The organism is candidate division WOR-3 bacterium, from assembly GCA_039803925.1.
Taxonomy (GTDB): domain Bacteria; phylum Hydrothermota; class Hydrothermia; order Hydrothermales; family JAJRUZ01; genus JBCNVI01.
Genome location: JBDRZL010000017.1, coordinates 17,851 through 40,832, shown reverse-complemented (window position 1 = coordinate 40,832; position 22,982 = coordinate 17,851). Strand labels below are relative to the sequence as shown.

22 protein-coding genes are annotated in these 22,982 nt (G+C 26.9%); 3 read left to right on the top strand and 19 right to left on the bottom strand.

What is annotated here, in order from left to right; genetic code table 11:
* Genes ABIN17_07490 through ABIN17_07470 form a run of 5 tightly spaced genes read right to left on the bottom strand, consistent with a single transcriptional unit; the run spans position 1 to position 4,678 of the window.
* On the bottom strand, positions 1–714 hold the full coding sequence (locus ABIN17_07490) for a hypothetical protein (protein ID MEO0284891.1): 714 nt from the start codon (positions 712–714) through the stop codon (positions 1–3).
* Positions 715–2,898, bottom strand: a complete 2,184-nt coding sequence (locus ABIN17_07485; GenBank protein MEO0284890.1) for a carboxypeptidase-like regulatory domain-containing protein — start codon at positions 2,896–2,898, stop codon at positions 715–717.
* A gap of 1 nt (position 2,899) precedes the next feature.
* Entirely contained in the window at positions 2,900–3,436 is a 537-nt protein-coding gene (locus ABIN17_07480) for a Mov34/MPN/PAD-1 family protein (protein ID MEO0284889.1), read from the bottom strand.
* 2 nt (positions 3,437–3,438) lie between these two features.
* A complete protein-coding gene (locus tag ABIN17_07475; protein ID MEO0284888.1) occupies positions 3,439–3,951 on the bottom strand; it encodes a cyclic nucleotide-binding domain-containing protein in 513 nt (170 codons plus the stop codon).
* Positions 3,935–4,678 carry a Rossmann-like and DUF2520 domain-containing protein gene (locus tag ABIN17_07470; protein ID MEO0284887.1) on the bottom strand — a complete coding sequence of 248 codons (744 nt, stop codon included), beginning with the start codon at positions 4,676–4,678 and terminating at the stop codon, positions 3,935–3,937. Before ABIN17_07470 ends, ABIN17_07475 begins: the two co-directional genes overlap by 17 nt.
* Before the next feature lie 20 nt (positions 4,679–4,698).
* On the opposite strand from ABIN17_07470, the gene ABIN17_07465 reads away from it, so the two are divergent.
* Positions 4,699–5,736, top strand: coding sequence for a hypothetical protein (locus ABIN17_07465; protein MEO0284886.1), 1,038 nt, complete (start codon positions 4,699–4,701; stop codon positions 5,734–5,736).
* On the opposite strand, the gene ABIN17_07460 is transcribed toward ABIN17_07465, so the two are convergent.
* From ABIN17_07460 to ABIN17_07450, 3 genes are read right to left on the bottom strand one after another with little or no spacing between them, the layout of a single operon-like run.
* Entirely contained in the window at positions 5,733–6,767 is a 1,035-nt protein-coding gene (locus ABIN17_07460) for an N-acetylneuraminate synthase family protein (GenBank protein MEO0284885.1), read from the bottom strand. The two genes, ABIN17_07465 and ABIN17_07460, sit on opposite strands and share 4 nt — an antisense overlap.
* Entirely contained in the window at positions 6,739–7,422 is a 684-nt protein-coding gene (locus tag ABIN17_07455) for an acylneuraminate cytidylyltransferase family protein (protein MEO0284884.1), read from the bottom strand. The genes ABIN17_07460 and ABIN17_07455 overlap by 29 nt, the downstream gene beginning before the upstream one ends.
* A complete protein-coding gene (locus tag ABIN17_07450; protein ID MEO0284883.1) occupies positions 7,412–8,455 on the bottom strand; it encodes a hypothetical protein in 1,044 nt (347 codons plus the stop codon). The genes ABIN17_07455 and ABIN17_07450 overlap by 11 nt, the downstream gene beginning before the upstream one ends.
* 68 nt (positions 8,456–8,523) lie before the next feature.
* On the opposite strand from ABIN17_07450, the gene ABIN17_07445 reads away from it, so the two are divergent.
* Both ABIN17_07445 and ABIN17_07440 read left to right on the top strand, forming a co-directional pair.
* Positions 8,524–9,909, top strand: coding sequence for a radical SAM protein (locus tag ABIN17_07445; GenBank protein MEO0284882.1), 1,386 nt, complete (start codon positions 8,524–8,526; stop codon positions 9,907–9,909).
* A 45-nt stretch (positions 9,910–9,954) separates the two neighbouring features.
* Positions 9,955–10,896: a hypothetical protein gene (locus ABIN17_07440; protein MEO0284881.1), complete on the top strand. Its 942-nt coding sequence runs from the start codon at positions 9,955–9,957 to the stop codon at positions 10,894–10,896.
* 12 nt (positions 10,897–10,908) lie between these two features.
* Here the strand turns inward: ABIN17_07440 and ABIN17_07435 are convergent, their stop codons facing one another.
* The 11 genes from ABIN17_07435 to ABIN17_07385 all read right to left on the bottom strand — a co-directional run bounded on the left by ABIN17_07435 (position 10,909) and on the right by ABIN17_07385 (position 22,963).
* On the bottom strand, positions 10,909–11,406 hold the full coding sequence (locus tag ABIN17_07435) for a hypothetical protein (GenBank protein MEO0284880.1): 498 nt from the start codon (positions 11,404–11,406) through the stop codon (positions 10,909–10,911).
* Positions 11,407–11,468: 62 nt separating this feature from the next.
* Positions 11,469–12,908 carry a glycosyltransferase gene (locus tag ABIN17_07430; protein MEO0284879.1) on the bottom strand — a complete coding sequence of 480 codons (1,440 nt, stop codon included), beginning with the start codon at positions 12,906–12,908 and terminating at the stop codon, positions 11,469–11,471.
* A 20-nt stretch (positions 12,909–12,928) separates the two neighbouring features.
* On the bottom strand, positions 12,929–14,005 hold the full coding sequence (locus ABIN17_07425; protein MEO0284878.1) for a heparan-alpha-glucosaminide N-acetyltransferase domain-containing protein: 1,077 nt from the start codon (positions 14,003–14,005) through the stop codon (positions 12,929–12,931).
* Complete coding sequence (locus ABIN17_07420) at positions 14,002–14,874, bottom strand: phosphotransferase (protein ID MEO0284877.1); 873 nt, start codon at positions 14,872–14,874, stop codon at positions 14,002–14,004. The genes ABIN17_07425 and ABIN17_07420 overlap by 4 nt, the downstream gene beginning before the upstream one ends.
* A 10-nt stretch (positions 14,875–14,884) precedes the next feature.
* Positions 14,885–15,559 carry a sugar phosphate nucleotidyltransferase gene (locus tag ABIN17_07415; protein MEO0284876.1) on the bottom strand — a complete coding sequence of 225 codons (675 nt, stop codon included), beginning with the start codon at positions 15,557–15,559 and terminating at the stop codon, positions 14,885–14,887.
* Positions 15,552–16,685, bottom strand: a complete 1,134-nt coding sequence (locus tag ABIN17_07410; protein MEO0284875.1) for a DUF1343 domain-containing protein — start codon at positions 16,683–16,685, stop codon at positions 15,552–15,554. Before ABIN17_07410 ends, ABIN17_07415 begins: the two co-directional genes overlap by 8 nt.
* Positions 16,686–16,687: 2 nt before the next feature.
* The gene (locus ABIN17_07405) at positions 16,688–17,785 is read right to left on the bottom strand and encodes an LptF/LptG family permease (protein ID MEO0284874.1); all 1,098 of its coding nucleotides are present in this window, start codon (positions 17,783–17,785) and stop codon (positions 16,688–16,690) included.
* The gene (locus ABIN17_07400) at positions 17,778–19,826 is read right to left on the bottom strand and encodes a UvrD-helicase domain-containing protein (protein MEO0284873.1); all 2,049 of its coding nucleotides are present in this window, start codon (positions 19,824–19,826) and stop codon (positions 17,778–17,780) included. Before ABIN17_07400 ends, ABIN17_07405 begins: the two co-directional genes overlap by 8 nt.
* On the bottom strand, positions 19,813–20,289 hold the full coding sequence (gene rfaE2 / locus ABIN17_07395; protein MEO0284872.1) for a D-glycero-beta-D-manno-heptose 1-phosphate adenylyltransferase: 477 nt from the start codon (positions 20,287–20,289) through the stop codon (positions 19,813–19,815). The genes ABIN17_07400 and rfaE2 overlap by 14 nt, the downstream gene beginning before the upstream one ends.
* A complete protein-coding gene (locus tag ABIN17_07390; GenBank protein ID MEO0284871.1) occupies positions 20,286–21,593 on the bottom strand; it encodes a proton-conducting transporter membrane subunit in 1,308 nt (435 codons plus the stop codon). The genes rfaE2 and ABIN17_07390 overlap by 4 nt, the downstream gene beginning before the upstream one ends.
* Positions 21,587–22,963, bottom strand: coding sequence for an NADH-quinone oxidoreductase subunit M (locus tag ABIN17_07385; protein ID MEO0284870.1), 1,377 nt, complete (start codon positions 22,961–22,963; stop codon positions 21,587–21,589). The genes ABIN17_07390 and ABIN17_07385 overlap by 7 nt, the downstream gene beginning before the upstream one ends.
* Positions 22,964–22,982: the final 19 nt, after the last annotated feature.

Below are 22,982 nucleotides of genomic sequence, written 5' to 3'. Positions count from 1 at the left end.
TTATTTCTTTATATAAAAACTTTTTCTTCTTTCTACATATGCTCCAAAAACACCCTTTACCCACTCTTCCTCTATCCTATCACTCCTGTTTAAATTCCAGTAATAAAGATCTTCATTTTCAGCCCTAACATAAACCTCGTAAATACCTTCAGATCTAAATGCACTTCCCCTTCTGAAAAGATCAAAAAAGGTGTCAGGTGAAAAAAATGTAAAAAAGGAATCTTTAGTATTCTCTAAATAAATAACATAAAATTTCGCTCCTTCACTTTTATTCCATATAAGTAAATTGTTAGAAGGAACATAAATCGTATCGTAAATGGGATAAATTATATCAAAATCAGTTGGAACCTTTGTAACCTTGATAAGCTCCCTTGAATCAGGAAACTTAATTTTAAGGGTACAATCTATACCTGAGGGAACATAAAAAGTATCATAATATACAAGATATTCATTTGAATCTATGTCACTAACTATTTTTTCTTTAAATAAATATTCTTTACCCCCAAATTTTATTTTAACAGAACACCCGGAAACACCTTGTGATGGAACTTCATCTGGACTATATAACCTATCAACAAAAACAATCTGCTCTTCAAATTTTTTACTTGACTTTAATACACACCAAACAATGTAATCCGGAATAATCACCTTCTCTATTTCTTTTTTACAGGAAATAAAAATTAAAGTCAAAAGAAAAATTTTTAATCTTTTCATCTAAAAAATAATTTTTATTTCAAAACTTGGAACAAAGGGAATTTGATATAATTCTCGTTTCACAGGTGGTTCTTTATCATAATCATAATAATATAAAAATACATTTTTTCTGTTGTAAACATTTATTATACTCAAGGAATAAAAGCCCTTAATTTTTTTTATTTTGAAATCCCTTGAAAGGGAAATATCAAGCCTGTGATAAGGTGGAAACCTTACACTATAAGGATAGGATTCAATTTCATCCCATATAACCTTTGGATATCTATCTGGATATGGATTATAAAAGAATCTATACCTTTTAATAACATCTGTGAAGGGTGAACCAGTTGTATATAAAAAATTTAACCCCAGATCTAAATTGAATATTAACTTATAAAATAAACTTAAAGAAAAATTGAAGGTTTTATCCCACCTCATTGAATGATATTTGTTTTCCTTTTCAAATTTTCCGTGAGACTTTAATACTGTCAAACTTAAATTAAAATTTAATTTTCCAAAGGTCTTTTCAATAAAAGAATCAAAACCGTAACTTTCTCCTTGCCCTTTTAAAAACAAGGTTTTATCAGGATTTAATGGGTCATAGTTTTTTATTTCATAGTCAAGAATGTAATCATACTTCTTGTAAAAGATTTCAAAATCAATTTTACCCCAATCTGGCAAATAGGAAATTCCTGTTATATAATGTTTTGAATTCATTGGCCTATAACCATCAAAAATTGTTACCCAGTAATAAAAGGGATCAAAAACTTCTGAAAAATTGATAGCCATAAGATACTGATTGAAAACTCCAAAAGCAAATTTAATTGCAAGATTTTCTCTCAGAAAATATTTTAAATTAATCCTTGGTTCAATTCTAAAACTTTTAGCATTTCTCTCAGGTGTTTCCTTGATTCTTAAATAAAAATAATTTGTCCTTAAACCCGGATTAATTCTTAAATTATTTACTTTGAAATTTAATTCAGAAAAGAAAGAAAGGATGTGAGGATTTCCTTTATCAAGTTGTTTAATACCAAAAATATCATTCTGAAATTTTCCATTTAGATTCTCATATTCAAAACCAAAAGTTTTATCAAAACTTCCCTTAAACTCTCCCTTCCATTTTAAACCAGCTATGGAAACAGGATTCCAGAGGGAAATAAACTCTCCTATTTTAAAATAACTGAAAAAAGAAGAGAAAAATAAATTTATTTCATGAAAGTTTTTTCTATGTATATAAAAAGTTCTAAAGGAAAAACCATCATTTCCCCATTTTAAAAGGATTTCATCTTTTTTCTGATAAAATAAATCTCTACTTGTAATGTAGGAGAATTTAAATCTTAAAGAGGGTGATTTTTCAATCTGATAGGAAGATAAAATATCAAAAAAATGATAGGGAAATTCAAAATCCCTGTTTATCAAAGAAATATATTTATCAAAATAGGTTCTTCTCAAAAAAACAAGGTAATTTCCCTTAAAAAGTTTTCCTTCATTTAAAAGGCGGAAAGATAAAAAACTTAAAGCTAATTCAAGATTTATTTTTTCTGAATTATAAGGTTTTATTTCAGCATATAAAAGCGAGGATAAAGCATTTCCAAATTGAGCCCCATAAGCTCCCCTGTAAAATTCATACCTTGAAAGTGCTGAAAGATCAAAAACCGAGAAAATTCCACCGAGATGATAGGGGTTATAAAGGGGAATTTCATCAATAAGTGTTAAATTTTCCTGAGGAGAACCTCCTCTAACAGAGAACCTGCCTGATAAATCTGTTACCTGAACCACACCAGGTAAGGTGGAAACTGTTCTTAAAAGATCTCCTTCAATAAATTTTGGAAGTCTCTTTAAAATTTCTGTTTCCCTTTTTACGGCAGAAGCCCTTTCCTCTTCAAATTCCTTTTTTCTTGAATAAATGATAATTTTTTCAATTTCTATTTCAATCTGATTTAGCTCAACATTTAAAATTTTATTCTCTCCTTCCCTCAATTCCACTTCTAAACATTTTTCCTCATAACCAACAATTTTAAAACATAAAAGATATTTTCCTTCTTTTAATTTTGAAATAACATAAAAACCCCTTTCATCTGTAAGTGTTCCTTTATTTAAATCCTTTATATAAACAAAAACAAAAGGAAGAGATTCACTTGTTTTTTTATCTATCACCCTTCCAGAAATACTTGAAAAGGCTATAAGAATTTTAAACAAAATCATTTTAAGTATTAATTGCCATAAGAAAAGGACAGTTTATATGTAGTTTTTTATAACTCAAATTTTTATGACAATAATAACCGGAAATTTCAAAGCTAAAATTGAAAATTGAACCCCTTAAAATTTTTCTTTTTATACTATAAGACCAGGCTCTTTCTCTTTTACTTTCATTAACTGAAACTATAATGTATACTTTACCTACTTCCATATCCAGAATATCATCACCTGAAGGAGAAGATTTTCCCTTTATTCCTCCAACCATTGGATGGGAATGAAAATCTCCTATAACTTTAAGATTTTCAATTTTTAAGGAATTAATTAATTGAATTATTCTTTTTTCCCTCTTTGCTATAGGCGCAACACTGTAAGGAGACTTTTTTACAATCTGTAAAACCTGCGCATCCTCAACAATTATTTCCCTATTATTAAAATAACCAAGTATAAGACCATAACATTCATAGTGATAAGATTCTGCTGAGGCAAGTATCATTTCAAGGAAAGCTGGCGATTTCAAAATAATAACATCTGGTGATAAATTCATAGTTAAAAAATAAAACCCTCTTTTAAATTTTCTTTTAACTGATTAAGTTCATCTTTTTCTATTTTATCTTTTTTTAAATATTCAGATACAATAAGATTCATGTTGCTTAACCTTTCTGCTATAATTCTTGATATTGAAAATAAAATCTCAATGTAAGGTTTTTCTCCTTTTAAAATTTTTTCCTCAAGAAGTTTCCCATCAATTCTAAAAAAAATTGAATCCTTACTTGCTCTTAAAGTTGCTGTTCTTCCACTCTTTAAAAGAAAAGAAAGCTCACCTATTATTGCTCCTTCCTTTAACTCTGCAATTTTCACAAGTTCTTTTCCCTTTAAAATTTCAGCTTCACCTTCAACAATTATATATAAATCCTCTCCTTCTGAACCTTCCTTGAAAAGTATTTCGCCCTTTTTAAGATATATAAAAGACGCAATTGAAGAAATACTATCTATCCCCTTTTCACCTATACCTTTAAGTAAGGGGTGATTTAAAAGGAAATTTTTATAAGTTTCTTTCATTTAAAATTTTCTCTGTTAAATAATTATAAATCTTGTATAAATCTTTTTTAAAATTTTTTAATATTTTCCTGTGAAGTTTTATTGTTTTTAAATCCTTTCTTCTTGCAGGACCTGTTAAAGAGTTTTTTGCTCCTTTTGAAAGGACATTTTTAAAGGATGCATTTATTATTGGTTTTAAAATTTCTCTTTTCAATTTTAAACTTTCAAGGATTTCCTCTGCCTTTAAAATTGAATATACAGAAAAATTTGAGGCAAAAACACAGGCAATGTGAATCAAAATCTGCTCTTTATCCTCCATTTTTATTATTTTGAAATCCCTTGAGAAAATTTTTTTTAAGATTTTATAAGTTTCTTCATTTCCTGAAAAAGTTGCGTATATATTTTTAAAACTTTCTTTACTTCTTTCAGGAAAAGTTTGGATTGGATGAAGTTTACCTATAAAATTTCCCTTTTTCTTTAAAGGCTCAAGAATTGATAAAGGTGTTGCACCTGAAAGATGAATAAAGTGTTTTCCTTTAATCCCTTTTATTTTACTTATTTCTTTAACCCTTAAAGGAATAAGATCGTCCTTAACAGTTATGAAAATTAAATCTGAATTTATAACTAAATCTTTTAAATTTCCTTTTCCCTTTGTTACTGAAAATATATTTACCTTAAAAGATTTTTCCCTCAAAAGGTCATAGAGGGAACTTCCCACTTTTCCAAATCCAATAATTCCTGCTTTCACAATATATATTATAATTAATTATGAAAGTCTTCTCTATAAAAGAAAAAATTTTAAAATCTTTAAATAACATGGATTTTGACGAGGAAATTTTTTTAGATGTATTTAAATTTCAGTATGATAACAACAAAGTATATAAAAAATTCTGTGATAGGTTTAATAAGGATAAAAGCAAGGTAAAAAATTTTGAGGATATTCCTTTAATGCCTGTTAGATTCTTTAAAAAATATGAGGTTAGGTCAATTAAAGAAAAAGGAGGAGTTATTTTCCTTTCATCTGGAACAAGTGAGTTTTTAAGATCAAAATCCTTTTATGTGGATACTGAATTTATAAATAGAAGTATCCTTATTTCCTTTAAACATTTTGTTTTGCCTGATGATTTAAAAACTAACTTTTATATATTTTTTGAACCTTTTGAAAAGAGGAATAATTCCTCCCTTTCCTATATGCTTTCCCTTGTTGCAAAAAATTTTTCAAAAAATTTTTATTTTGTATTTGATAGAAAAGATTATAAGGATGCTCTTAAAAAAATGAAAAGAGAAAAGAAAAAAATAGTATTACTTGGAACAACCCTTTCCCTTTATGATTTTGCAATTTTTTTAAAAGAAAATAATGAAAAAATTTTTTTAAAGGAAGGCTCGAGAATTATGGATACAGGTGGATGGAAAACTAAAAGGATTTTATTAAAGGAAAAAAATTTAATAAAGATTTATAAGGAATTTTTTAACATTGATGAAAGTTATGTTATAAATGAATATGGAATGTGTGAAATTGCTTCACAGTTCTATGATATAACTTTAAGAAAATTTATTTTTGAAAACAAAAAGGTAAGATTTAAATCTTCTTTACCCTTTTTAAGATTTAGAATTTTAAATGAAGAGGGAAAATTCTCTAATAAAGGCTTAATAGCAATTTACGATCTATTCAATCTTGAAACCTGTTCTTTTCTTTTAACACCTGATATGGGAAAAATTAAGGGAAAAGGTTTTGAAATAATTGAAAGGGTTGATGAGGAATTAAGGGGCTGTGCCCTTATAAGTGAAAGTATTCTTTTTAACTAATCCTCTAAATCCTCTTCAAAAAGGGGCTCAAATTTCTTTTTATCCCTTTTTAACTTTTTCCCTAAAACTTCATAAACTCTATCAGGTGTTATGCCTTTTATTGGTCTTAAAGCTACAATATCATTCTTTTCAATTATTTCTCCTTTTCTTTTATTTCTTTTCAAATAAATTGATCTTCTTGCAACTTTTTTTACTTCAATTTCACTTTTTGTTATTCTTTTAATTCCATCACCGAGCATTTTTTCTGTTAATCTTATATTTTTAACCCATAAAAAGAGCTCTTCAGGTGAAAGGGAAGCCTTATGATCTGGACCAGGAAGACCTTTCCATAGAGTGAAATGTTTTTCAATAATTTTTGCTCCAAGAGAAACTGCAATACAACTTGCAAGGTATCCTTCTGAATGGTCAGAAAAACCTATTATTGCATCTTTAAATTCTCTTTTAAAATTTTCAATAACTTTCAAATTGAGTTCATCAAAAGGTGCTGGATATTCCGAAGTGCACTGAAGTATAGCAATTTCAGGAACCTTTCTTTCTTTTAAAAATTCGTAAGTTTTTTTCACTTCCTCTAAATCTGCCATTCCTGTTGAAATTATAACTGGTTTTTTAAATTCTGCTATTACATCAAGAAGATAAAAGTTGTTTAAGTCTGTTGAACTTATTTTAAAAAATGGAACACCAATTTCATTTAAAAATTCTGCTGATCTTATATCATAAGGGGTTGAGAAAAATAAAATTCCAATTTTATCACAGTAATTTTTTATAATCTTAAAATCTTCAAAGGAAAGTTCCAGTTTCTTACACATCTCATACATATCCTCTGATTCATCTTTTCTTTTCTGATAGGGTGCTTTCTCTGTTCCCCTTGAAATAACCTCTTCTGTTATGAAGGTCTGAAATTTAACAGAATCACAGCTTGCCTTTTTAGCAAGATCACATAAATAAAGGGCTAAATCCCTTGAACCATTATGGTTATCACCTGCTTCTGCTATTAAAAAAGTTCTATCTTTTGTTAGATCTTTCAGTTTCATTTTTTAATTTTAAAATAATTTCAGTCATTTTTAAATCATATATTGTGTCTATATCAATAGATTTTTCCCTTGGCATATAGTATATGGTTAATTTTTTTCCATAAAAGGTTTTTTCCTTTAAAAGAGCTTTTTGCTTTGCTATAAAAATAGCTCCATTTGGTAAAAATAGTTTTTTTCTGAATTTCTTTGAGAAGTAAAAATCAAAGAATTTGTTTTTTTTATAAATTGCCCATTTAAAAGGTTTTTCAAAATCAGTAACACTTACAAGAAAATCAGCTCTTTCCCTTTTTATTTTATCAAAAGCCTTTAATATATCGTTTTTATCCCTTAAAGGTGATGTTGGTTGTAATAAAAATATATAGTTAAATTCTTCTTTTAATTTTTTTAAAACATGAAATACTGCACTTATAATTTTTGCTTTGTCACCTGATAATTTTGCAGGCCTCTTGATAACATCTACACCTTTTTCTAAACTTAATTTTTTTATTTCCTCAGAATCAGTTGAGATAACTATTCTATCAAAAATCCCGCTTTTTAATGCCTCTTCAATTGTATATAAGATAAGTGGTTTTCCAAGAAGTGGATAGATATTTTTATTTTTAAGCCTCCTTGAAGAGGCTCTTGCAGGTATTATACAGAGCAATTTATTCTTCAAGTTTTCTAATAAACTCCTCCTTTAATTTTGCTATAAATACATTTGTTTCCCTCTCAGTTTCTCCCTTTCTGTTTGAACAGAAAACAAGGTATTTTCCATCCCAGGAAAACATCGGAAAGGAGTCAAAGCCCTCAAAGTAAGTTATCCTTTCAAGATCACTTCCATCTGTTTTCATTATATAAAGGTCAAAATTAAAGGGTTTATCTTTATCAAGGTTAGCAGAAAAAATAATGTATTTACCCTTTGGATGGGGAAAGGGTGCAAAGGAAATTTTTCCAAAGTTTGTCAATTTTTTTATTTCTGAACCATCTCTTTTAACCATATAGATTTCAAGTCTTAAAGGTGCAACAATATTTTTTTCAATAAGTTCTTTATAATTTTTTAACTCTTCCTCATTTTCAGGATAAAATGCCCTATAAAGTATATATTCATTTCCTGGCATAAAATAGGGTCCACCTTCATAACCATACAGATTTATAACTTTTTTAACTTCACCATTTTCTGGGTTTAACATATATATTCCAATATCACCGTCCCTTAAAGATGTAAAAACTATTTCTCCCTTTTCATTTACAGTTGCTTCAGCATCATAAAAAGGGTTATCTGTTAACCTTTTAAGCTCTTTTTTTTCTAAATTAAACATAAAAATATCATAGGGAAATATAGGCCAGTAATATCTTTTTATATCAAGTTTTGGAACTTCAGGACATTCAGGAGATATGTGATGTGTTGAGGAATATATAATATTTTTACCGTCTGGCATAAAATAAGCACAAGTTGTTCTACCCTTACCCCTTGAAACAAGGTTATACTTTTTCTTTTTTAAATCGTATATGAAAATCTGGTCGCACATATATTTTTTGTAATCACTTCTCTGAAAGATGATTCTTGTATTATCAAAGGAGAAATAGGCTTCAGCATTATCACCACCTGATGTAAGTTTTTCAATATATTCAAAGTATTTTTCTTCTCCCTTGTAAATAAACTCTTTTATTTCTAATTGTTGGAGGATTAGATAAAAAATTACTATCATCCTGTTTACTTAACTTTTTTAAAAAGAGAATTGAACTCTTATTATTTTAAAGATATTATTTTAAGAAAATGAAAAAGAATTTTAAAATTCTCCTTGTAAATCCCTGGGTGACTGATTTTTCTTTATATGATTTCTGGATCAAACCCCTTGGTCTTTTAGTGCTGGGTAGTATTTTAAAAAGAGAGGGTTTTAAGGTTTTTCTTCTTGATTTTCTTGATAGGCACAATCCCTTTTTCAGGGAAAAATTAGGTGAAAAAGATTTAAAGAAAATAAAGGATAAAAGTTTCAGTACCGGAAAGTTCCCCTCAAAAGAAATTGAAAAACCCTCTTTATTAAAGGATATAAAAAGAAAATATAAAATTTATGGGTGGTATGAAAATATTTTAAGAGATTATTTAAAAAATTTTGATAATTTTGATTACATTCTTATAACAAGTGGAATGACTTACTGGTATCCTGGGATAAGAAAAACAATTGATTTTTTGAAGGAATTCTATCCTCAATCTATATACATACTTGGAGGAAGGTATGTTTTTCTATGCAGAGAACATGCTGAAAAAAATTTTTACGATACAATTATTATTTCTGAAAGAAAAATAAAGAATATTTTGGAAAAATTATCAAAAATAATGGATGTAGAAATTGATATTGATAAGTATTTAAAAAGGGATAATATCTGTTTTGACATTTATTTTGATTATCCAATTTTAAAACATTTTGCAATTTTAAGGTCCTTTGGGTGTCCTTTCAGTTGTTCCTATTGCGTATCAAACCTTTTGTTTCCAGAGTTTTATGAGCTTGGGGATGAAAAGATAATAGATGAGATAGAAAGAATAAATAAAATTAAGAAAGCAAAAGATTTAGCCTTTTATGATGATGCACTTTTGTACCCTAAGGAAAAATTTAAAAATTTTTTAAAAAAATTAATAGAAAAAAATCTTGATATAAGAATTCACACTCCCAATGCAATTCATGCAAGGTATATAGATGAGGAGATGGCTTATCTTTTAAAGAAGGCAAATTTTAAAACAATAAGAATAGGATTTGAAACAATTAATGAGGAAAAACTTAAAAACAAATGGTCAAAAAAGCTTACTTTAAAACACTTTGAGGATGCAATTACAAATTTAAGGAAGGCTGGATTTGATGAGATAGGTTGCTATGTTCTTATAGGAACTGAGGATGATGATTTTGATGAAATTTTGAAGAGTTACGAATATCTTTATAATAAAAAGATAAAAATTTATCCTGCTCAATTTTCACCTGTGCCTTCAACAAATTTTTTTGATAAAGATACGGACCCTCTTCTTTCAAATAAATCCATTTATTTTAAAGGTAATAAGGATATAGGTTTTGAACTTTACGAAAAAATAAAAGATTTTGCAAAAATTTTAAATAAGAATATAAAAGAAAACCTTTCTTTCAAGGAACTTATGAAAAAATTTTTTAATTGACTTATTATTTGTGAAGAGTATAAAATATAAAAAAGGAGGTTAAATATGAATTTAATAGCATTTTTCTTTATAAATAAGTATGCCTATGCGGTTTTACCTTATGAATCAAGAAATGTAGATTCCAATGTTTATAGAATTGTTATTGATTATATGGAGGAGGAACTTTCCTCTTATGGAAGTGTTCTTGAAAGGAATAAGGTTCAAGAGTTTTTTCTTAAAGTAAAAGAATGTGAAAGTGACACTTGTTTAAAAAAATATTCGGAAGAATACGATTTGGAAAATATAGTATTTGTTTATCTTGATAGACTCGGTGAAAAATACCTCTTAAGGGTTAAAGTTTTTAATTCAAAGGAAGGTAAATTTGTTTACAATCAGAGAGATGTTGCTGACAGGGAATCAGATTTAAATATTATTGTTGAGAGAATGGCAAAATCTGTATATGAAGGAAAAAGCATTGAAAAAGTCGTTTCAACAGAAACAATCACAGGTTATGAAGCTGAAGAAGAACCAAGAAAGAGACGAACGAGGAGATATTTAACTGCAAGGGTAGGTTCAATTTTCCCTTTAACAGGATATTATGATGAAAATAGGGATGTTCCTTTGAATCTATCAAGATTTATTCTTGGATTTCATTATGAAGTAAAAAAGACATCAGTTTCCCTTGAATATGCTGTTTTTTCAAGAGGTTTTGGATTTGAATTTCCTGTAAGGTTTTATACTTCAACCGGAGATAATGCTCTATTTTATGAATTTGTGCCTGGTTACTATTTTATGCCTGATATTTATGAAAACGGATATTGGTTTAATGATGGTAGTGGTCGCAAAATTGCTGGAGGAAATGGACCTGCTCTTGGAATAGGTGGGGGTTTTATTCTTTTTCACACATATGATATTCAATTTATTATAAATGCAAAATACCTTTTTATTTTAAATAATGGTCCTGATTCAGGAGTTGAAATAACTTTCGGGCTTTTAGCCGGAAGGTAAGTTAGTTAAAACTTAAGGGACTTTTTCAAGGGTATTGGAAAACACATTTTTCATAAAATGGAGGTCCTGTAATGTTTTTAAATTTAATTTTCTTTTCTTTAAATTAATAAGGTCTTCTAAGGATATAACATAAACTTTTGTTTCACCAAGTTTTTTTTCTACAATCTTATAATCCTTTATATTTTCTTTTAAGTGCAGTTTAATTCTCCATGGAAAAATTCTCCTGTGATAAAAAAATAAAAATTCCTCTTGAAAACTTTCTTTGTTTTTTAAATACTCATATAAAAATTTGTATTTTATATTTCCTTTTATTTTCATCCCCATATTCTGCATTAATTTTATAAATCTTTCAAGGTTCTTATCTTCAAAATCAATTATTAAGTCTATATATCTTATTTTTTTTCTAACCCCCCACATATATACCGCTGTATCGCCGAAGATTGCGAAATTTATTTTGTATTTTTCAAAAAAGTTAAAAACCTTTTCAAATTTTAAGAGATATTTTTTCATTTTTGCTTTCTAATATTACTTTTTACTATTATAAATATTTAATGATAAATTTTTCAAATATACTATCTTTTTGTAAGAACGTTTTTTTCTATTGCTACATTTGTACTAAAAATATTAATATGTTTTACAAAGTAATAAAGGCTACTTAAAGAAAAAAGTAAAAGCCATGGAAGCGCACCCCAGATTTTCAGTTTGAAAGCTAAAAAAATGGAAATAAAGGAATAGAAAATTTTTAAAGTTTCTGATATACCTATCTCATATTTTACAGAGTAAGCTTTTCTTGTCCCATTTCCCTTTTTTGGAGTTCTTTCAAAAATAAAATCCTTTTTGAAAATTGCTTCAAGAACAGCTTTTGTTCCTTCAAAACAGAAAGAAGTAAAAACTATTATCAAATAAAACATATCTTTAAGTCTCCACTCATATAAGTAATCTTTTCTTACTTTTTTATCTATTGTCCATATGTTATATAAATTTACCATACCAAGAAAAAGAACAAGAAGTCCAAAGAGTATATGTGAATATCTTGATAAAGGCCAAATAATAGCAAAGTAGATTACATTTAAAAGGTAAAGGAAAGGTGAAAGGGTATGGATTAAAATATTAAGTTTATCCTCTCTATCTAAATTTGATTTCAAAATGCTTTTCCATAGCTTCAGACCGACCTGAAAAGTTCCTTTTGTCCACCTTTTTTGCTGAATTAAAAAAGCATTAAAATCTGTGGGTAATTCAGAAGAAACTAAAAGATCATCTAAAAAAATCCCCTTGAATCCTTTAAGGTGACTTCTTATTGATAAATCAAGGTCTTCTGCAAGGGTATCTTCATGCCAGTTACCTGCTTCAATTATAGCAGATTTTCTCCATATTCCAGCAGTTCCGTTAAAATTAAAGAAGAAACCACTTTTAAACTTTGCCTCCTGCTCAAGCCAGAAATGAGTTCTTAAAAGCATTGCCTGAATTCTTGTAAGTAAGTTTTCATTTTCATTTATATAATCCCATTTACTTTGAACAAAACCAACCTTTGGGTTTTCAAAATAGGGAAGGGTTCTTTTTAAAAAATCAGCGGGTATTATAAAATCAGCATCAAATATTGCCACAAACTCTCCTTTTGCATATTTAAGTCCATTTTTAAGTGCTCCTGCTTTGAATCCCTTTCTATTATCTCTTCTTATTACGTAAATATTAAATCCTTCTTTTCTCTTAATTTCAACAAGTCTATCAACAAGTTCCTTTGTTTCATCGGTTGAATCATCAAGAATTTGAATTTCGAATTTTTCCTTTGGATAATCAATTTTTACAGCACTCTCCACTATTCTTTCCACTACATTAAACTCATTATAAATTGGTATCTGAATTGTAACAAAGGGAAATTCCTTAATTTCCTTCTGGGGCAATTTTACTTTTTCTGAATTTCTGTAAAGAAGTAAAAGCCAAAGTCTATATGCCCCAAAGATGGCAAATAACAAAAAGACCGGAAAAAATAAAAATAAATAAAGAAAATACATTTGGTGAATATATTTTAATTTTAGTATGGTCTTAAAAGCAAGTTAAAAAGAAAATAAAAGTAAATTGAATATTTAATCACATTTGATAAATTTTTCTTTTCTCTTTTAAGATAATTCCAGAAAAGTGATATAAAGGTAAAAAGGAATATAAGAGTAAAAATTATTAGATAGATTTCAAAAAAACTTAAAGAGCCTGAAAAAAGTGATTTTAAAGAAGTTTTATTGAAAGCAGAACCATAAACAACTAATAGATGTGAATAATATACAAAAAGTGATTCCATTCCGACGATTTTTATAATATTCAAGAATTTATTTTCTTTATTTTCAAATTGATATAAAATTAAGGATAAAAGGGTTAAGTTAAAGATTTTAAAATAAATAGAGGCGACAAAACTTGTAAAAGATTTTAATAAAAGGTATACTAAAAAATTTATTAATGCAAAAATTATGAAATAAAGATTTTTATTTTCTTTTTTTATCACTAAATATCCGAGAAAAAAACCTGAAAAAAGGTATATGGAAAAGGGTGTTAAGGGAAAGTTTGAATTTTTAAAATATTTATAAAAGAAGAGGGGTAAATTAGGTTCAAATCCTTTATTAATAAAGAAACTTAAAATTGAAAAAATAAAAATTAAAAAAAAGTTTGTAATTAAAAAAAATTTCTCCTTTTTGGTAATAAAATAAAAAAATTGAAGTATTAATAGGCTTACTCCTATACATTGAAGGATATCAACATTAAAGAAATTATTCCAATCATTAAATTTTGAATATAATAATATTTTTCTTAAGGAAAAATAGGGAAGATGAAGGGTATAACCAAGTAAAATAATAAAAAGTATTCTTCTTATTCTTGTAAATAATTTTTCAGAAAAAACAAGGTATTCTTTTCTATCTATTGTTGATAAAGCAAAGCTTATTCCTGAAGCAAAAAGAAAAAGGGGAGCAGTGTATCCTCTAACATGCATCCAGGTTTGGTAAAAGAGGGATGATTTCTGGGAAATTGAGAGTAAAGCATCAAGGGAATGTCCGTTAATCATTTCAATAACAGCGATACCTCTTAAAAGGTCAAGGAATAAAAACCTTTTTTTATCTTTCACCTTATTATTTTATGAAAAAATCTTATTTTTTCTTCAATAATTTTTAATTTTTTAAAGGCAGGTTTTATAAATTTTTTAAACCATTTCTTTTTCTTTTTTAATGATAAATAAGAGTAAGCACCAAGTGCCTGCATTAACCTCTGAGAGGAAGTGAGTAAGTAATAATGATAAAATTCATCAAAACTCATTTTTCTAAATCTATCTTTTATTCTATCGTAATAATAAAACAAAAGGTTTTCCTTAACATTTTCATTAATTTCTACATAAGGATCCTCAAGAAGAGATGAAAGGTCATAGGTGAAAGGTCCTATATGAGCAGTCTGAAAATCAATTATTCTTATTTTATTTTGTTTTAAAAAAATATTTGTTGATTGAAAATCCCTGTGCATAAAAAGTTTTGGCATTTTATCACATTCTCTTGCAAGTTTATCAAAATCCCTGTCAATTTCCCTTAATTTTTCTTCTTTGAATTTCAAAAAATTTATCAGGAATTCCCTTTTAAAATAATCTGTCTCCCATCTTAAAGATTCATAATCAAAAATTTTTTTCCTTTTTAAGGATAAATTTAAAAAACCTTCTCTTGCCTTAAACTGAAGTTCTATTAAAAAATCAATTATTCTTTTATATAAATTGAAAGTATCTCTTTTATAAATTTTAAAAATAGATTTATCACCAAGGTCTTCAATAATAGCAATTTTATTTTCTAAATCATAAAAATAAATTTTTGGGGCTGAAAGCATTTTTTTATTTAAAAAATTTCCTATCTTTATATAATTTAAAAACTGAATTTCATCACTATCCTTTAAAATAACAGAATTTTTTAATTCTTTTATTTTCAAAAAAATTCTGTCAGAGCCACCACTTAAAATCTTTATTTTTTTAATAATTCCTTAAATATAAATTAAAAAGAGTTTTAAAACTACCTATGTCAAAAATAAGACCTTCTTTCACTTTAAATCCCGCAAGTTCCTTATATTTTATCAATTCAAAAAAAACATCAAGTAAATCACTTTTACCTTCAGGTATAAATCTGAAAATTTCCTTTTTAAAAATTGAAATTCCCGCATAGGTTAAAAATTTATTTTTTCTTTTATGAATCTTAATATCTTTTACTAAATTTCCTTCTAAAACTACTTCACTTTTTGTTTCCATAAAAGTAAGAAGTAAAGTTCCAATTTTAGAATTTTTAAAATGGAAATCAACAAATTCATTTAAATCAAGTTTATGATAAATATCACAGTTATGTAATATAAAATTACCTTCAATATATTTTTCAAAATTTTTTACTCCACCACCAGTTCCCATAAGTTCCTTTTCCTTAAAAATAAAAATTATATCTTTATATTCTGAATTTTTGATAATTTTTTCTATTTTATCTTTTTTATAATAAAGATTAACATAAATTTTTTTTACACCTAAATTTTTAAGATTATCAAAAATATGAATAATAATAGGTTTACCTTTAATTTTTATAAGAGGTTTTGGAATAAAAAAACTCAAAGGTCTTAACCTTTTTGAATAACCTGCTGAAAGAACCACTCCTCTTTCAATCATATAGAAAATATTTCCTCCTCTTTTCATCAAATTCCTTTAGATCTTTCTTCCATTTTTTTTCTATTTTTTCAATTTCATCACCTTTTTGTAACATTTCCCTTACATAAGAATTCCCCACAAGAATATCAAAGGGCTTTTTTTCCTTTTCAAATTCATAAGGAGGGTTTTTAAATTCAAATTTTTCAGGGTAAAGCTCCATTATACTTTTAATAATTAAAAGTCCCATTTTAAAGGATTTTAATTTTCTTTTATTTTCTATGTATATTTCACATCCACCACAAATTTTTTCCTTGTATTTATTCCACATTGGTCTGAAATAAACCGGTTTAAATCTAACACCTTCTATTTTTTCTAACTTTTTAAACAAATTAAATGGGTCAATAAAATCTGCTCCAAAAATCTTAAAGGGTTTTGCAGTTCCTCTTCCCTCTGATATATTCGTTCCTTCTAAAAGACACATTCCTGGATATAAAAGAGAAGTCTCAAAATCTATCATATTTGGTGACATTGTTATAAATGGAAAAGAGGTATCATCAAAAAATAACTTTCTTTTCCAGTTTTTTATTCTAAAAATTTCAATATCTTTATCCATTTTAAATTCACCTTTAATATAAAGAGAAAGTTCTCCTATTGTTAAACCGAATCTAACAGGTATAGGGTAAAGTCCGACAAAAGATTTATAATTTTTTTCTATTAAAGGTCCTTCAATAGAAATTCCGTTTAAAGGATTAGGGTAATCAAAAATAATAATTTTTTTATCAAATTTTTCAATTAACTTCAAGGCTGTCCATTTATATGTATAGTACCTTGAACCATTGTCAGGAATTGCTATAATTAAAATTTCTATATCATCTAAATCCTTTATATCTATATCAATTTTATCACCATAAAGACTTTTTACAGGTATATTCTTATAATAATCATCATTAACTTTTTCCTCCATCTGAAAGGTTCCAAAAAATCCATGTTCTGGCGAAAAAATAACTTTTATATTAAAGTTTTTCTCTAAGAGAAAATCTAAAAAATTTACCAAGTTTCTATTACAGAAGGAGTGATTGGTTAAAATTCCAATTTTTTTATTTTTTATTTTTTTATATTTTTCAAAAAATCCTTCAAAATCTAACACAGTTAGAGAGGTATTATTAAAAAGAAAATTATTGCAGGAATTAAAAATATAATATTTGGTAACCAAGCTGAAAGAAAAGGTGATAAAATATATGCGTGCCCCATTGCCCTTGATATTTCAAGCATTCCCCAGTAAATAAAGGATAAAGTGGTAGCAAGAGTTAATACAAAAGCTTTACCTTTCTGCCTTGTTCTTGAAGCAAGGGAAATTGAGAGCAAAAGTGTTATGAAAATTGAAAAGGGGAAGGAAAAATGAATAAAGAATTCAACTTCTTCCTTTTTATAATCAAGTCCTGCATTCTTTAGAGTATTCAACAATTTTTTTATTTCAAAAACATTCATCTCTTCAAGGGATTTTCTTAAAGATAACATTTGTAAGGGAGAAACCCTTATTTCATAAAAAGGTTTTTCCTTAAAGTTTTCAAAATTTAAAACACTCTCACCGTCAGAGCTATATTCATATAAAATTCCATCATAGAGCTTCCATCCTTCATTTTTAAATTCTCCCCTTTTTGCATATATAAATCTTTTTGTTTTACTTTTTTCCATTTCAGTGATATAAATATCTTCACCTTCTTTTCTTCTTGAATCAATTAATCCAAAGTGAAAAAATCTATCTAAATTTCCTTTTTTTTCTATAAAATTAAAATCTGTTTCAAAAATTCTTTCCCAAGGTGCAGGTCTTTTTTCAATTTCCTTGTATTTTATGCTCATTGCTTTTCTCATAAAAACCGGCTCTATTGTCTCATTAATAATAAAGGAGATTAAAGAAAGAATAATTCCAAAAAATAAAAGGGGAAGAAAAAATTTTTTTAAATTTATTCCACCAGTTTTTAATGCAATAAGTTCAAAATCCCTTGCCATTCTCCCGATGGTAAAAAAGGGTGCAAGAAGGGATGCAACAGGTAAAAGTAAAACTGTAAGGTAAGGTGTCTGAAAAAAATAATAAAGAAGAATTTTATAGGGCGAAAATCCCTTTAAAAACTTATCAATGTTTTCAAAGAAATCAATAACAATATAAAGGATAATTAGTGAAAATGTAAAAAGTATTATGAAAATTAAATTTTCAATTATCACAAATTTTACAATTTTTTTATTCATCAAGATATAATTTTTTAAGTCCCTGAACTTTCCTTAAAACAAGAGTTATAACTCCTCTTCTAAAAAAATTAATTTTTGCTTTTCCATCTCCTAAGTCAAGAACAATTCCTTCACCCCAGAAAGGATGATAGACTCTATCTCCCCTTTTTAAAATTTTTTCCTCTTTCTTTATAAATTCTTCTTTTTTAACCCATTCCAAACAGCTTTCTGGGAGTTCGTACAAAAACCTTGAGGGAAGGGTTTCTCTTGTTCCCTTTCTCCATCTCTCCCTTGAATATAAAAGATAAACTTCTTTTTTTGCTCTGGTCAGTGCAACATAAAATAATCTCCTTTCCTCTTCTATTTCTCTGTCATTTTCAAGGGATAAAAAGTGAGGGAAAAGACCTTCTTCAAGACCTGTAATAATTACAGTTTCAGCTTCAAGTCCCTTGGCATTATGAACTGTCATCAAAGTGAAGATATCTTTTTCTATATTTTCTTCATCAATTCTTAAAACAACATTTTGAAGATAATTTGTTAGTGAGGGTTTTTCTTCTTTTAATACAAATTCTCTCATTGAAGCAAAAAGTTCCATTAAGTTTTCATATCTTGATTCAAAGTTTAAATTATCCGTTGAAATTTTTTTTAAATGTTTTATAAATTCAACCTCTTCATAAATTTTCTCAGCAATTTCAAGACAGGTTAAATTTTCTAAATTAAATCTTATATAATCAAAAAGTTCTGTAAGTTTTTTGATTTCTTTTTTTAAATTTGTTGATAGACTTTTTAAAAATTCCCCTTCTTTCATTGCATCAAGAATTGATATTTCTTTTTTTTCTGCAATTTTTTTTAATTTTTTCTGAGTTACTTCCCCTATTCCCCTTCTCGGGGACTCAATAAGTCTTTCAAAACTAACATAATCGTATGGGTTAACTATAAATTTTAAGTATGAAATAAAATCTTTAATTTCTCTTCTTTCAAAGAATTTTAAAGCTCCAACAACCTGATAGGGAACTTTCTTTAAGTTAAAAATTTCCTCTAAAGGTCTTGATTGGGCATTTGTTCTGTAAAGTATAAGAACATCTGAAGGATTTTTATCTTTTATAATTTCATAAACTTTTTCAGCTTCTTCCCTTTCATCTTTTGTTTCAAGGATTTTTATTTTTTCACCTTCTTTAACATCTGTCCATAAATTTTTACCTATTCTACCTTTATTATGACTTATAAGATAATTTGCTGCTTTTAAAAGGATTTCGTGGGAACGGTAATTTCTTTCAAGACGGTATATTTTAATATCAGGGAAGTCCTTAATAATATCAAATACATTTTCAACCCTTGCACCCCTAAAGGCATAGATTGATTGATCTTCATCACCTACTACAAATAAATTTCTATGTTTTTTTGATAAAATTTTCAATATTTTATATTGAATAAAAGATGTATCCTGATATTCATCAACAAGGATATGTAAAAACTTTTCCTGATAATAATTTCTAACATTTTTATCCCTTTTAAAAAGTTCTATAAGTAAAAGTAAAAGGTCATCAAAATCAAGTGCTTTATTTTTTCTTAATGATTCTATATATTTTTGAGCTATTTCTTTTTCATATGTGTCAGGAGTTTTAAGACCATTTCTTATTTTTGAAATATTTTCAACCCACATAGATAGGCTTTCACCTTCTCCCACTATATCCTTTAAAATTCTTTTACTATCCTCTCTGTCATAAACAGTGAAATTCTCAGGAATATCTATAATTTTTCCCCATTCCCTTAATATCCTGTATCCAAGAGAATGAAAGGTTCCCATCCATAGTTTTTTTGCCTCATCCTTTATTAAATTTTTAATTCTTTCCTTCATCTCGTCAGCAGCCTTATTTGTAAAGGTTAAAGCGAGAATTCTGTCAGATGGAACATTATTAATAATTAAATAACAGATTCTGTAAGTTAAAACTCTTGTTTTTCCTGTTCCTGCACCTGAAAGAACAAGGGCAGGACCTTTTTCATGGAAGCAAGCTTTAATCTGTTCCTCATTTAAAAATTTTTTAAAATCAATTTTTTCCATATTTTTTTATTATCTTTTCTATAATTTTACTTGTGCTTCTTCCCTTTAAAAGCTTAACAAGATAAACTTCTCCTTTATTTTTTAAAACTATATCACTTCCCACAACTTCTTCTAATTTATAATCAGCACCTTTAACAAGAACATCCGGTTTTATTTCTCTTATTAATCTATATGGAGTTTTTTCATCAAATAAAATCACATAATCTACATATTTAATTGAGTCAAGAATTTTTGCTCTATCCCTTTCATTAATTATAGGTCTTTTATTTCCCTTAATTTTTTTAATTGATCTATCTGAATTTAAACCCACTATAAGTATATCACCTTTTTTCTTTGCCTTTCTTAAAATCTCTATATGTCCAAAATGTATAATATCAAAGCATCCATTGGTAAAAACAATTTTTTTTCCTTCTTTTTTAAATTTTTTTAGGATTTTTTTAAGATTTTTTAATTCAACTATCATATAAAAAATTTAATGAAAATAAAGCCAAAAAGGGAAATAACTGATAAAGAAAGTGTAAAAAATTCGAAAAATTTAGAATAATTTTTTTCTCTTAATTTTCCTGGTTCAAGAAAGAAGTAATTTAAAAATTTTATATAGTAACCAAAAGATAGTATTGTTAAAAGAATAAGAATTAAAACTTCCTTTTTATATCCTGTTTTGAAAAGTTCATATAGAAGATAAAATTTTGCAAAAAAACCTCCTGAGGGTGGAAAGGAGGAAAGGGATATGATAAATAAAAAAATTGAAATTGAAATTATTTTATCTGTGAAAAATAATCCCTTGAATTTTTCAAATTCTATATCTTCTTTTCCTTGAATAAAATATGTTAAAGAGATTAAGATTCCACCTTTCATTATAAAATAAATTATAAGGTAGTAAAGTAAAACATTTTTAGAGGCAGGATCAGGAAGTAGTATGGAAAAAAGCAAAAAGGCAGAGTGAGAAATTGATGAATAGGCTAAAACTCTTTTAATTCTATTTTCGTAAATTCCAGCTAAATTAGAAAGAAGTATTGTTATAATAGCGAAAAAAGAGAGAGGAAATGTTATTTCAGGAAGATAAAATTTTATTTTGTAAAGGAAAATAAGGATACCTGCCTTTGGAGTTAAGGAAATTAAAGTCAAATAAGGAATGCTTATTTTTTCAAAAACATCTGGCATAAAAAATTGAAAGGGAATAAAAAGAATCTTAAAACCAAGAGAAAATATAAAAAGCTGAAAGGAAAGAAGATAAAGCTTGTCATTTTTTTCAAAGAGGGTAAAGGCTTTATAGGAAAGAGTTTGAGTTTTGGTATAGAGCAATATGAGGGAAAAAAGTAAAAAAAGAGAAGATAGGGAACCAATAACAAAATATCTTATAAGGGGTGAAAGGTCTTTAAATTTTTTTGATTCAAGCCCGATTAGAATGTAAAATACAAAGGACAAAAGTTCAAGGGAAATGAAGAAAATTATTAAACTTTCAGTTTTTAAAATAAGATGAAGGGAAAGTAAATGGGCATAAATAAAGAAATTGGAAATAGAGAATTCTTCTTTATTTTGAGTTAAATAAAAGGGGTAAAGAATTAAAAAGGTTCCAATGTCAAAGAGATATAAGAAGCCTTCTGATTTCAAAATAAAGTTTGTTAATATAAGAGAAAAATAGGAAAATATCAGAAAAACATGATAACCTTTTTTATTAAATGAAATCATGTAAAAAATATTGATGATTAAAAATGTAGTTAAGAGTATTTCCTGCGAATAATTTAAAATTATTTCCTTTACCATCTATGAAGTATATAAAGAAAAGGTGAAGGAATAATACCTAATAAAAATACAAAAATTGTTAAAAGTAAAAGTATTTTCCTTTCCTTTAAGTCAAGATCAGGAAGATGTTTTAATTCTTCTTTTTTTATTTTTCCCCATAAGGTTTTTTTTACTGCCTTTAATGCATAAAGGGCAGAGAAAAAGGGAGCAAAGGCAAGGATTATTCCATAAGCTAAATTATTTTTAAAGGAAGAATAGATAAGAAGAAATTCACCAACAAAGTTTGATGTTCCGGGTAATCCAATTGTGGAAAGGAAAAATAAAACAAAATAAAAGGAGAAAAGAGGGATAGTTTTTGAAATTCCACCAAAATCAGAAAGTTTTCTTGTATAAGTTCTTTTATATAAAATTCCAACAAGAATAAAGAGTGCACCTGTTACAATTCCGTGATTAAACATCTGTAAAAAAGCTCCCTGAATTCCTGAAACATTTTGCATTGATAATCCCAATATAACAAATCCCATATGAGAGACACTTGAATAAGCGACAAGTCTTTTTAAATCTTCCTGGGTGAAACTCATTAAAGCTCCATAAAATATTGAAAAAATTGAAAGAAAAATAATGATATTTTTAAAGTTTAAAAAGGCATGAGGGAAAAGTGGAATTAAAAATTTATAAAATCCCCATGTTCCCATTTTAAGAAGAACTCCCGCTAATATAACACTTCCAGCAGTAGGTGCTTCAGTATGGGCATCCGGTAACCATGTATGAAAGGGGAATAAAGGAATTTTAATTGAAAAACTTATTAAAAATAAAAGGAAACCTATACTGCTTTTAGAATCAAAGAATTTAAGTTTAACTCCAATTATACCTGTTAAAAGAAATGCACCTGATAAAAGAGTATAAAATACAAATTTTAGATTTGCGATTTTTTTTCTTTCTCCTCCCCATATTCCAATTAAAAAGTAAAAGGGAATTATTGAAAATTCCCAGAAAATAAAAAAGGGTAAAAGAGAATCTGAGGAAAAAAGAAAGTTTAAAGATGTTTGGGTAAACAAAAGCCATACATTTAGTTCTTTTATTCTGAATAAAATATCTCCCTTAGAAAAATATATTGATAAAGAAAATAAGAGGTTGTTTAAAAAAATTAAAAATGAAGAAAAGGAATCTATTTTAAAGACAAGATCAAGAAATGAAATTTTAAATTCAATTAAATAAAATTCTTTTAAGGGGTTTTTGAAAAAATAAAATAAATAAAATCCAGAAAATAGAAGGGGTATAATTGAAAAAAGAAGAGAAAGATTAAAAATTAAATCTCTTTTTTCCTCTTTTAGAAAAAATAAAGTTATTGCACCCAAGAGTGGTATTGAATATATTAGGATTTCTTTCATTTTTATTGATTTTAAGAAA

What these genes read in the sequence shown, in the direction of transcription:
- ABIN17_07490 (MEO0284891.1), bottom strand. Translation starts at nt 714, where the DNA reads ATGAAAAGATTAAAAATTTTTCTTTTGACTTTAATTTTTATTTCCTGT.
- ABIN17_07440 (MEO0284881.1), top strand. Translation starts at nt 9,955, where the DNA reads ATGAATTTAATAGCATTTTTCTTTATAAATAAGTATGCCTATGCGGTT.
- ABIN17_07415 (MEO0284876.1), bottom strand. Translation starts at nt 15,559, where the DNA reads ATGATTGAAAGAGGAGTGGTTCTTTCAGCAGGTTATTCAAAAAGGTTA.
- ABIN17_07480 (MEO0284889.1), bottom strand. Translation starts at nt 3,436, where the DNA reads ATGAATTTATCACCAGATGTTATTATTTTGAAATCGCCAGCTTTCCTT.
- ABIN17_07405 (MEO0284874.1), bottom strand. Translation starts at nt 17,785, where the DNA reads ATGAATAAAAAAATTGTAAAATTTGTGATAATTGAAAATTTAATTTTC.
- ABIN17_07445 (MEO0284882.1), top strand. Translation starts at nt 8,524, where the DNA reads ATGAAAAAGAATTTTAAAATTCTCCTTGTAAATCCCTGGGTGACTGAT.
- ABIN17_07465 (MEO0284886.1), top strand. Translation starts at nt 4,699, where the DNA reads ATGAAAGTCTTCTCTATAAAAGAAAAAATTTTAAAATCTTTAAATAAC.
- ABIN17_07385 (MEO0284870.1), bottom strand. Translation starts at nt 22,963, where the DNA reads ATGAAAGAAATCCTAATATATTCAATACCACTCTTGGGTGCAATAACT.
- ABIN17_07460 (MEO0284885.1), bottom strand. Translation starts at nt 6,767, where the DNA reads ATGAAACTGAAAGATCTAACAAAAGATAGAACTTTTTTAATAGCAGAA.
- ABIN17_07390 (MEO0284871.1), bottom strand. Translation starts at nt 21,593, where the DNA reads ATGGTAAAGGAAATAATTTTAAATTATTCGCAGGAAATACTCTTAACT.
- rfaE2 (MEO0284872.1), bottom strand. Translation starts at nt 20,289, where the DNA reads ATGATAGTTGAATTAAAAAATCTTAAAAAAATCCTAAAAAAATTTAAA.
- ABIN17_07485 (MEO0284890.1), bottom strand. Translation starts at nt 2,898, where the DNA reads ATGATTTTGTTTAAAATTCTTATAGCCTTTTCAAGTATTTCTGGAAGG.
- ABIN17_07400 (MEO0284873.1), bottom strand. Translation starts at nt 19,826, where the DNA reads ATGGAAAAAATTGATTTTAAAAAATTTTTAAATGAGGAACAGATTAAA.
- ABIN17_07430 (MEO0284879.1), bottom strand. Translation starts at nt 12,908, where the DNA reads ATGTATTTTCTTTATTTATTTTTATTTTTTCCGGTCTTTTTGTTATTT.
- ABIN17_07435 (MEO0284880.1), bottom strand. Translation starts at nt 11,406, where the DNA reads ATGAAAAAATATCTCTTAAAATTTGAAAAGGTTTTTAACTTTTTTGAA.
- ABIN17_07475 (MEO0284888.1), bottom strand. Translation starts at nt 3,951, where the DNA reads ATGAAAGAAACTTATAAAAATTTCCTTTTAAATCACCCCTTACTTAAA.
- ABIN17_07450 (MEO0284883.1), bottom strand. Translation starts at nt 8,455, where the DNA reads ATGATAGTAATTTTTTATCTAATCCTCCAACAATTAGAAATAAAAGAG.